At 70.7% G+C, this 9,529-nt stretch carries 9 protein-coding genes and 2 tRNA genes; 6 read left to right on the top strand and 5 right to left on the bottom strand.

What is annotated here, in order from left to right; genetic code table 11:
• Positions 1–13 precede the first annotated feature (13 nt).
• The 4 genes from LW587_RS11755 to LW587_RS11740 all read left to right on the top strand — a co-directional run bounded on the left by LW587_RS11755 (position 14) and on the right by LW587_RS11740 (position 4,114).
• Entirely contained in the window at positions 14–775 is a 762-nt protein-coding gene (locus LW587_RS11755) for a lysophospholipid acyltransferase family protein (protein WP_232629810.1), read from the top strand.
• Complete coding sequence (locus LW587_RS11750) at positions 772–1,956, top strand: glycosyltransferase (protein WP_442919139.1); 1,185 nt, start codon at positions 772–774, stop codon at positions 1,954–1,956. Before LW587_RS11755 ends, LW587_RS11750 begins: the two co-directional genes overlap by 4 nt.
• Positions 1,957–2,089: 133 nt before the next feature.
• A complete protein-coding gene (locus LW587_RS11745) occupies positions 2,090–3,214 on the top strand; it encodes a Ppx/GppA phosphatase family protein (protein WP_232629780.1) in 1,125 nt (374 codons plus the stop codon).
• Between the two features lie 156 nt (positions 3,215–3,370).
• Positions 3,371–4,114: an RlmE family RNA methyltransferase gene (locus tag LW587_RS11740; RefSeq protein WP_232629779.1), complete on the top strand. Its 744-nt coding sequence runs from the start codon at positions 3,371–3,373 to the stop codon at positions 4,112–4,114.
• A gap of 106 nt (positions 4,115–4,220) precedes the next feature.
• Here LW587_RS11740 and LW587_RS11735 read toward each other — a convergent pair whose 3' ends face one another.
• The 4 genes from LW587_RS11735 to LW587_RS11720 all read right to left on the bottom strand — a co-directional run bounded on the left by LW587_RS11735 (position 4,221) and on the right by LW587_RS11720 (position 7,607).
• On the bottom strand, positions 4,221–4,799 hold the full coding sequence (locus LW587_RS11735) for a PopZ family protein (protein ID WP_232629778.1): 579 nt from the start codon (positions 4,797–4,799) through the stop codon (positions 4,221–4,223).
• Between the two features lie 127 nt (positions 4,800–4,926).
• Complete coding sequence (locus tag LW587_RS11730) at positions 4,927–6,381, bottom strand: TolC family outer membrane protein (protein ID WP_232629777.1); 1,455 nt, start codon at positions 6,379–6,381, stop codon at positions 4,927–4,929.
• Positions 6,382–6,610: 229 nt separating this feature from the next.
• Complete coding sequence (locus LW587_RS11725) at positions 6,611–7,261, bottom strand: protein-L-isoaspartate O-methyltransferase family protein (RefSeq protein ID WP_232629776.1); 651 nt, start codon at positions 7,259–7,261, stop codon at positions 6,611–6,613.
• Positions 7,262–7,533: 272 nt separating this feature from the next.
• A tRNA-Cys gene (locus LW587_RS11720) sits at positions 7,534–7,607 on the bottom strand.
• A 224-nt stretch (positions 7,608–7,831) separates the two neighbouring features.
• Between LW587_RS11720 and LW587_RS11715 the strand changes: the two genes are divergently transcribed.
• Both LW587_RS11715 and LW587_RS11710 read left to right on the top strand, forming a co-directional pair.
• Positions 7,832–7,907: transfer RNA gene (locus tag LW587_RS11715), tRNA-Asn, on the top strand.
• Positions 7,908–8,108: 201 nt separating this feature from the next.
• On the top strand, positions 8,109–8,348 hold the full coding sequence (locus LW587_RS11710) for a hypothetical protein (protein ID WP_232629775.1): 240 nt from the start codon (positions 8,109–8,111) through the stop codon (positions 8,346–8,348).
• Between the two features lie 327 nt (positions 8,349–8,675).
• Here the strand turns inward: LW587_RS11710 and LW587_RS11705 are convergent, their stop codons facing one another.
• A complete protein-coding gene (locus LW587_RS11705) occupies positions 8,676–9,488 on the bottom strand; it encodes an ABC transporter permease (RefSeq protein ID WP_232629774.1) in 813 nt (270 codons plus the stop codon).
• Positions 9,489–9,529 lie beyond the last annotated feature (41 nt).

The raw sequence follows: 9,529 nt of genomic DNA, 5'->3' as shown, positions 1-9,529 counted from the left end.
GGTCTGGCGCTTCATGGCGGCCTATTTCGACCGCTTCGTGCGGCGCCACATGAACGCCCTGCGGCTCGCCCGCTGGGGCGTTCCGGCCGAATTCGGGGAGCAGGCGACCCTCGTGGTCTATTGCAACCACCCCGCCTGGTGGGACGCCGCGATCCTGATCCTGCTCGGCCGGCGGCTGTTTCCGGACCGGGAATGCTTCGCCCCCTTCGACGCGGCGATGCTCGAGAAGTACGGCATCTTCCGCCGGATGGGCGCCTTCCCGGTCGATCTGGAGAGCCGCCGCGGCGCCGTGCAGTTCCTGTCCGCCTCCCGCGCCGTGCTGTCGGTGCCGGGCCGGACGCTGTGGGTCACCGCGCAGGGCCGCTTCGCCGATGTCCGGGCCCGGCCTCTCGGCCTGCGGCCGGGCATCGCCCATCTGCCCGAGATCGCGCCCGAGGCCCTGTTCGTCCCCCTCGCCCTCGACTACGCCTTCTGGGAAGAACGGGGCGCGGAGGCCTGCTGCGCCTTCGGAACGCCGATCCCGGCCGCCGAACTCCGTGCGCTGCCCCGCCCGGAACGCCTCGCCCGGCTGGAGGCGGCGCTGACCGGAACCCTCGACCGCCTCGCGGCGGACGTGATCGCCCGCGATCCCGCACGGTTCGAGACCTTGGTCTCGGGGCGGCGGGGCGTCGGCGGGATCTATGACGGCTGGCGCCGGCTCGGGGCGGCGCTCACGGGCCGGCGTTTCGAGGCCGGTCACCGCCGGGACGACATCGAGGGAGGGCGCGAGACGTGATCCAGGCCGTGATCCTCGCCGTGATCTTTGCCCTCGCCGTGCTCGGCCTCGTCCTGGCGCTCCTGCCCGCCTGCCTCGCTGGCGTGAACCTCGCGCTGCTGCGCACCCCGGAGCCGCCGCCTGAGAGCGAGGGGCTGGTCTCGATCCTGATCCCTGCCCGCGACGAGGCGTCGGTGATCGAGGGCACCGTGCGGGCCGCGCTCGCGAGCGCCGGCATCGCCGTCGAGGTGCTCGTCGGCGACGACCATTCCACCGACGGGACCGCCGAGATCGTCCGGGCGATCGCCCGGGACGATCCGCGCCTGCGCCTCGTCTCCGTGCCCGCTTTGCCCGAGGGCTGGACCGGCAAGAACCACGCCCTCGCGGCGCTGGCCGCCGAGGCGCGGGGCGACCATTTCCTGTTCCTCGACGCCGACGTGACGCTGGCGCCCAACGCCGCCGCCGGCCTCGTGGCCCATGCAAGGCGCGCCGGGGCCGGGCTCGTCAGCGGTGTGCCGCGGCAACTGATGGCGAGCCTCGGCGAGCGCCTGACCGTGCCGATGATCAACGTCCTCCTGATCGGCTACCTGCCGATCGCGCTGATGCGCCTGCTGCCCGATCCCTCCCTCGGCGCCGCCTGCGGGCAGCTGATCCTGGTCGAGCGCGAAGCCTATGCCCGCAGCGGCGGCCACGCGGCGATCCGCACCTCCCTCCATGACGGGGTGCGTCTGCCGCGCCTGTTCCGCGCACGCGACCTGCGCACCGACCTCGTGGCCGGTCACGCGCTGGCCACCTGCCGGATGTACCGCGATTTTGCGCAGAGCTGGGCCGGCTTCTCGAAGAACGCCCGGGAGGGCATGGCCACGCCCCGCGCCCTGCCGGTCTGGACGCTGCTCCTGTTCGGCGGCCACGTCCTGCCCTGGCTGGTCCTCGCCCTCGCCTTCGCCGTCGGGGACGCGACCGCCGCCTGGATCGCGGGCGGGGCCGCCCTGGTGTCGCTGGCCACCCGGGCGGCGATCACCCTCGTGGTCGCCGAGCCCGTCGCCACGATTCCGCTCCACCCGGCGACGGTCTGCACGGCGCTGGCGATCCAGTGGAACGCACTGCTGCGGCCCGGCCCGGCCGGCGCCGCGGTCTGGAAGGGGCGGAGCTACCCGACGCGGGGGGCCGAAGCCGCCGCCGAGACCCCCGCCGGGCCCTGACGATCCTGCCGGCAAATCGTGCACGGGAGGCGATCGAGCCTTTGCAGTTGCCGGGCAACGCCTGTAGCTTCAAGGCCACGATGGTCCGGCCTGCTGCCGGGACCGCGTGCGTTCAGGAAGTTCGGCCGCCTCCATGAGGGATGAGAGCGCCGCCGTGTCGGCCCGCCCCGTCGCCGACCCGCATCCGCCGCGGGACGGCACCCGCACGGTCACGGGCGGCCGGCCGATCGAGCCCTATCCCACCCGCTACGAGCCGGGCCGCGGCGGGCGCCGCGACGCCTACGCCGCCCTCGACCTCGGCACCAACAATTGCCGCCTGCTCGTCGCCGAGCCGACGCCCAGCGGCTTTCGCGTCATCGACGCCTTCTCGCGCATCGTGCGCCTCGGCGAGGGGCTCGGCAGTTCGAACCGCCTCACCGAAGCGGCGATCGAGCGGACCGTGGAAGCCCTGCGGATCTGCAAGGCCAAGATGAAGGCCCGGGGTGTCGCCCGCTCGAAGGTCATCGCCACCGAGGCCTGCCGGCTCGCCGTCAACGGGACCGAGTTCGTCGAGCGCGTGCGAGCGGAGGTCGGCCTCGACCTCGAGATCGTCGACCGGCAGACCGAGGCCTATCTCGCCGTCACCGGCTGCGCCGCCCTCGCCGATCCGCGAGCGGAATCGGTCGTGATCTTCGACATCGGCGGCGGCTCCACCGAAATCGCGTGGCTCGACGGCGCGGCGGCCAACCCCTCGACCGACCCGACCCTGCGCATCCGCGCCTGGGATTCGCTGCCCGTCGGCGTGGTGACGCTGGCCGAGCGCCATGGCGGCACCGAGGTGACTCGCCTGACCTTCGAGGGCATGGTCGAGGAGGTCGGCGACCTGCTCTCGCCCTTCGCCATCCGCGCCGCCGCTGCCGCCACCGCCCCCTCCTTCCACCTGCTCGGCACGTCGGGCACGGTGACGACGCTCGCCGCCATGCACCTGCGGCTCGCCCGCTACGAGCGGCGCCGGGTCGACGGGTTGTGGATGAGCGACTTCGAGGTCAGCGACGCCATCGAGGACCTGCTCGACACCCGCCTGGAGCAGCGCGCCGACAACCCCTGCATCGGCCGCGATCGCGCCGACCTCGTGCTCGCCGGCTGCGCCATCCTGGAGGCGATCCGCCGGGTCTTCCCGTCCGACCGCCTGCGCATCGCCGACCGGGGCCTGCGCGAGGGCCTGCTCATGAACATGATGCGCGAGGACGGCGTCTGGCGCCGGGGGCGCTCTCGCTGAACCTTCTTTGCGCGCAGGCGGCATTCCGCTAGAGCAGCGGCCTGGGAGGGGCGCGTCGGCTCTCGAAAAAGCCGATGCGGCACAAGGGCCTAGGCAAGCATCCTGCGCAGCCTGTTCGGGACTCGTCCCGGACGGCCCCGTGAGAGGACCAACATCATGAGCGACCGGCGAGGCGGGACGAGCGGCCTGCGCGGCGACCTGAAGCAGCGGGTGAAGACCGGGCGCGGGCGCACGCTCTCGCAGAAGCGCTGGCTGGAGCGCCAGCTCAACGATCCCTATGTGGCCCGCGCCAAGCGCGAGGGCTTTCGCTCGCGCGCGGCGTTCAAGCTCATCGAGATCGACGAGCGCTTCAAGCTCCTGAAGCCCGGGCAGAAGGTGCTCGATCTCGGTGCCGCGCCGGGCGGCTGGGCGCAGGTCGCGGTCAAGACCGTGGGCGAGAGCGGCCGGGTCGTCGGGATCGACCTGCTCGACATCGAGCCGATGGCGGGCGCCACCTTCATCACCCTCGACTTCCTCGACCCCTCCGCCCCCGAGCGCCTGACCGAGCTGCTGGGCGGCCGGGCCGACCTCGTCCTGTCCGACATGGCCGCCAACACCACCGGCCACAAGAAGACCGACCACCTGCGCATCATCGGGCTCGCCGAGACTGCCGCGGCCTTCGCTCGCGAGATCCTGGCCCCGGGCGGCGCCTATCTCGCCAAGGTGTTCCAGGGCGGCACCGAGGGCGAGCTGCTGGCCGACCTGAAGCGCGACTTCGCGACCGTGCGCCACGTGAAGCCCGCCGCGAGCCGGGCGGATTCGAGCGAGCTCTACGTGCTGGCGACGGGGTTCCGGGGCGACCGGGAGGCCCCGGTCGAGGAAACGGCGGACGAGGCGTCGCCGCCGCTCGCATCGGGCTAGGGCAAAAGAGGCCGGCGCCCGAAACAACCCCGATCGGGCTCGTGCCGCGCGCGCCGCGCGCCCCGAATCCGATTCCCCGGACGAGGCGCGGCGCCTCCGGGCGCGCCTACCGGCCCCGGGCGATCCGCTCGATCTCGACGCGCACCATCCGCTCGACCATGACCGGCAGGTTCTCGTCGAGCCAGCCCTTGAGCATCGGCCGGAGCATCTCCTTGACGATGTCCTCCAGGGTCCGGGCGTTGTTCCCGAGCACCGTGTGGGCGAGAAGCTGGAAGCTCTGCCCCGCCGTCTCGAGCGTGCTCGACGAGACGAGGCGCTCGGTCGCCTCCTCCTCGACCGCCGCGCGGATGCGCTCCACCGGGCGCGGCGGCGGTGGTGGCGGGGGCGGCTCCGGTTCGAACATCGCCTTCAGGTCGAAGGCGGGCTCCGGCTCCGGTTCCGGCGCCCGGAAATCGATGTCCGGCAGGTCGAAGGGATCGGGCTCGGGCTTGCGCACCGGCTCGGCGACGCCGGCCAAATCGAGGATGTCGTCCTCTTCGTCGGCGGGGGGCGGTGGCGGCGGAGGCGCGACCTCGACGGGCTTGGGCGCCTGATCATCCGCGATGATGCGCCGGATCGAGGCCAGGATCTCCTCCATCGAGGGTTCCTGGGTCTTGTCCTGGGCCTTGAGGCTCGCTGCGCTCATCTGGTCGGTACTCGGTGACAATTGACAAGACGACGAAATGGTTAACCAACTATTTCATCGTCTGCGTCCGCATCAACCGTGTCCGCGGGGCGGCCAACAGGAATCCTCCGGGGAACGGCCCGCCGGGTCAGCGTCCGTCGGGCGTGCGCACGCCGAACCAGAGATCGCGCACCTGGTCGAAATGCTCCCGCGGGCTGTAGGGCGTCACCGGCAGCGAGGTGAAGCGCACGGTCAGCCGGCCGATCGCCTGGACCACGTCGTAGGAGTTCACGACGCGGTTGCGCTGGGCCAGGATCAGGTTCACCCGGGCGTTCAGCAGTTCCTGCTGCGCGTTGAGCACGTCGAGCGTGGTGCGCTGCCCGACGCGGGCTTCCTCGCGCACGCCATTCAGCGCCACCTCGTTGGCCTGGACCTGGGCCTGGGAGGCGATCACCTGCGCCTTCGAGGCTTCGAGATTGCCCCAGGTCCGGACGATCGAGGCGCGGATGAGGTCGCGGTTCTGGTCCGCCTCCAGGCGGCGCTGGCCGACGGTTTCCTTGGCCTGCCGGATCAGCGCGTACTCCGCGCCGCCCTGGTAGAGCGGGATGTTGACGCGGCCGACGATCGAGGCGGTGACGCCGTTGTCGCCGGGAAACTGCTGGTCGTAGCGCTGTTGCACCGCGCCGGTGATCTGCGCCTGCGGGTAGAGGGAGCCCTCGGCCACCTTCACCTGCAACTCCGCCACGTCGACCGCGTGGAGCGCCGCGAGGATCTGCGGGTGCTCCTTGAGGCCGATGACGATGGCTTGGTCGAGATTGCCCGGCACGTAGCGGTCCAGCGGCCGGCCCGGCGAGAGCTGGCGCGGCTCGACGCCGACGATCTGGCGGTAAATGCCGATGGAGGCGCGCAGCTGCGCTTCCGCCGTGGCGACCTGGGACCGGGCACCCGCGAGGCGCGCCTCGGCCTGGGCCACGTCGGTCCGGGTCACCTCGCCGACGTTGAAGCGGTCGCGGGTCTGACGGAGCTGCTCCTCGAGCACCTCGACGTTGTTGCGCTGCAATTCCAGGGTGGCGGTGTCCGAGAGCACGTTCATGTACGCCTGGGCGGCGTTGAACAGCGTGTTCATCTCGGTCTGGCGCAGCGACTCGCGGGTGCTCAGAACCGTCGACTCGGCGGCGCGGACGCGGTTGTCGGTCTGGAACCCGTCGAACACATTCTGGTTGACGGTGAGGCCGGCGCCGCCCGGCACCGTGGTGGCGAGGCTCGCGGGGATCTGTTGGCGGGCGGTGCGGCCCTGAAAGGTCTGGATGCCGATATCCGCCGAGATGGCGGCGTTCGGCCGGTATCCGGCCTGGAACCGGTTCACGTCCTCGTCGCTCACGCGCAGCCCCGCCCGTGCGGCGTTCAGCGCCGGGTTCGCCTGGTAGGCGCGCGATAGCGCGCTCTCGAGGGTTTCGGCGGCGGCCGGGCTGGCGGCGGCGAGTGCCGTGACGACAGCACCGGCGAGCCGAAGCGCAGACCGCGCCGCAGGTTTCCGTTCTCTCACGTCGTTCAGCCCTTGCGGTTTCTCGATGTGCCGTCCTGCCGTGCCGCCGGCCCGCATCGAACCCGGACACCCTCGGCCGCCCTCATACGGGACGATCAGGATGGCCGGACTCGCCGGGCTTCGACGGCATGGCCGCTCCTGCGCCGGGGCGCAGGGACGGCTTGCCCGCCTCGGGGGTCAGCATAGCCGAGCTCGAACGGGCGACGACAGGTCCGTCCGCGGCGTGATGTCGGTTTGCCCGGGGGTGCCTCAAAAAAGCGACACCTGGGCACCGAGGGGCCGCGCGTCAGAACGTGAAGCCGGGCTCGGTCGCGAAGGCCTTGAGGGCCGGGAGGGCCGCGTCGAACAGCGGGCGCGCGCCGAACGCGTCGCCCGCCCGGACGAACAGCATCGCCTTGGCGCCGCGATCCGGGCCGAGGACGCAGACGAGGCGGCCCTCGTCGCGCAGCTGGTCGAGCAGGGCCTGCGGCCGGGTCTCGACCCGCCCTTCGACGAGGATGGCATCGAAGGGGCCGCCCGCGACGGTCTCGGTCAGGCCGCCCTGCACCACCTCGACCGTGTCGGCGAGGCGCTCCCGGGCGGCGGCGGCCAACTCGGCCGACGAATCGAGCGCCACGACCTCGGCGCCGAGGCGCCGGAGGACGGCGGCGCCGTATCCGTAGCCCGTCGCGACGTCGAGGACGCGGCTTCCGGGGCGGATCTTCAGGGCCTGGATCATGCGCGCCAGGAGCATCGGCGCGGCCATCACCCGCGGACCGTCCTCGCCCGCCGCCAAGGTCAGCGGCTGGTCGATATAGGCGAAATCCTCGCGGCCGGCGGGCACGAAGCGCTCGCGCGGCACCGTGTCGAAGGCGTCGAGCACGGCGTTGTCGTTGACGTCGAAGGTCCGGAGCTGACAATCGACCATGAGGCGTCGCGCCTGCGCATAATCGAGCATGGAACCGCCTATCCCTCGCCGCCGGGCCGGACCTCACGGAGCTCCGGTCCGGGCGGGACGGGTTGTCGTGGATCGGCCTTCGAATTGCAAGGCTTCGGGTGGCTCGGGCGGGCCCGTCCCGGTAACGCCGCTTGTGGTGTCCGATGATGCCAGGGGCCACTGTCCGCGTAGCGCGGAGAGAACGCCACGCCGCGGGCCCGGTCTGATCGATGAGGGGCGTGCCCGCCGGGCAACCCGCCCAGCCCGCGGGCCGGGGATGCCCGGTTGAATGTTGGAGGCCTCGCCCGGAATCGAACCGGGGTGCAAGGATTTGCAGTCCTCTGCGTAACCACTCCGCCACGAGGCCTCGTTCGCGTCCGGCGCGAAGCTCCGGCGGGGCGGCCGGCCGGGAGCGAGGCGTCTCTAGCAGAGGCGCCGCCCCCAGGGCAACGGCCTTCTCGGCGGGATCGTCACCGAAGCGTCACAGGCCGGCCAGGGCGCACCTTTCGCGAAAAAACCGGCCGCCGAACCCTTGCGCCGGCAACCGACGAAGGCTAATGACCCGCCAGCGCCGCCGAGGTGGCCCGGTGATCCCCGATAGCTCAGTTGGTAGAGCAAGCGACTGTTAATCGCTTTGTCGCAGGTTCGAGTCCTGCTCGGGGAGCCAACTCTCTTAGACACACGACGGAACCGGCAGCGTCCGATGGGGGGCTGCATCAGGAATCGATGCGCGCGGTGGCGCGTCTTCGAAGCCCAGGTTGCACCCCATCCCCAGCACGAAAATTTTGGTTGCTCCGACAGCGGCACCGTGCGGTTTATGCCGCTGCGGTGCGTTCGGGGGTGCGCTTTGTCGGACGATCACAGGCGTATGGCCCGTCTCAACGGGTTCAAGATCGGAACCTGTCGGCCCGCCGGTGCGCAGGCCGAGATGGAGTGCCTGATCTGGAACCATAGCGAGCACGGCGCTCTGCTGGAATTCTCCGAGCCCGACCGGCGGTTCGAGGCCTGTCGTCTCCATTGCCCCGAACTCGGCATCGACGCGGCGTGCCGCGTCGTTTGGCAGGACGGACGGGAATGCGGTGTCGAGTACGTGGCGCGCGCCGAGTAAGGGCTCCTCGCAACCTCCGCGCATCATACCAAATCCGGTTGATCCCTTCGGGATGGCGGATTTGGGCTTCGCTCAAACGCCGCGCGAGCTTGCCTGATCCGGGCTTCCGCTTTGATCAAGCGGAGTCCGTAGCAGGCGGTCGTCGCCGCCCACGACGGCGTGGCGGGCGTTTCGTCCGGGACGGTGAGGCTTGAGGCCCGCATCCCCTCCTCCGAGTCGGCCGGCGTCGCGCGCGAAGGCGGGCCCCAGGGCTGCCTCCTGCCCTGCCACGATCCGCGGTGTTGGCCGGGGCGGACGCTCCGGGGTGGTGCGCGCCGGAGCGTCGAATCAATGGTGCTGCTTGCGAACGACGGTGCGCTCCATCAGCAGGCCGAAGAACAGGCTGCCGAAGATCCAGTTGAGGACGTAGAAGTAATTGATCTCGATCGGAAGGTTCGGCTCGTAGCCGAGGCGAACCCATTCGATGATGTGGACGAGGGGGTTCCAGCGCAGGGCCTCGTAGGCTTCCTCGGGGAGGTAGCAGGCCATGAACAAGACCCCGCTTGCCATGTAGAGGAGGATGGCAAACAGAATGTAGATGATCTGCCAGGCCGGAAAGATGGCCGCGATGCTGACGTTGGCAATTCCGAACGCGATGCCGAGGGCCATCGCTGCGATGTATCCGGTGATGGCCATGCCGATATCGACCGGTACGGGATCGACGCCGCAGGCGAGCAGGAAGACGAAGACGACGCCGAGACCCAGGAAGCTTCCGACGATTTCGACGAGGCCGCGGGCTACGATCGTGTCGAAGCCTTTGACTTGGGGGAAGTAGGTCAGCGTCTTGTGGACCGCGTGGCCCTTCATCATCTCACGTGAGATGTACTTGAACGCGAGCAGCGGGAACACGCCGGTCGCGATGAACAGCATCGTCGAATCGCCCATCGGTGAGGGCAGGTTCCGGTAGGTCATGATCGCGACGATCGCGAGGACGTGCACGACCGGCCAGAGCACCTGGATCAGGTAGCCCCAGTAGGAGCCCATGAAGCGGCTGCGCATGTCGCGCAGCATGAGCGCGTGGATCACGCGCACATAGACGTCCACGTAGCTCTGGGTGGCCTGGCTCTGGGTGGCCTGCGCGGGCGCGGCGCCGGTGGTCATGGAGGATCCCATCGAGGAGAGAGCCGGAGGCGGGCGTCATC

Origin of the sequence: Methylobacterium sp. Leaf118, from assembly GCF_920984675.1 — a bacterium.
Classification (GTDB): Bacteria; Pseudomonadota; Alphaproteobacteria; order Rhizobiales; family Beijerinckiaceae; genus Methylobacterium.
This window is presented reverse-complemented; position numbering and strand designations above follow the sequence as displayed.

Bases quoted from the DNA above. Each gene is read 5' to 3' on its own strand.
- LW587_RS11755 (WP_232629810.1), top strand. From the start codon at position 14: ATGGCGGCCTATTTCGACCGCTTCGTGCGGCGCCACATGAACGCCCTG.
- LW587_RS11745 (WP_232629780.1), top strand. From the start codon at position 2,090: ATGAGGGATGAGAGCGCCGCCGTGTCGGCCCGCCCCGTCGCCGACCCG.
- LW587_RS11740 (WP_232629779.1), top strand. From the start codon at position 3,371: ATGAGCGACCGGCGAGGCGGGACGAGCGGCCTGCGCGGCGACCTGAAG.
- LW587_RS11735 (WP_232629778.1), bottom strand. From the start codon at position 4,799: ATGAGCGCAGCGAGCCTCAAGGCCCAGGACAAGACCCAGGAACCCTCG.
- LW587_RS11730 (WP_232629777.1), bottom strand. From the start codon at position 6,381: ATGCGGGCCGGCGGCACGGCAGGACGGCACATCGAGAAACCGCAAGGG.
- LW587_RS11725 (WP_232629776.1), bottom strand. From the start codon at position 7,261: ATGCTCGATTATGCGCAGGCGCGACGCCTCATGGTCGATTGTCAGCTC.
- LW587_RS11710 (WP_232629775.1), top strand. From the start codon at position 8,109: ATGGCCCGTCTCAACGGGTTCAAGATCGGAACCTGTCGGCCCGCCGGT.
- LW587_RS11705 (WP_232629774.1), bottom strand. From the start codon at position 9,488: ATGACCACCGGCGCCGCGCCCGCGCAGGCCACCCAGAGCCAGGCCACC.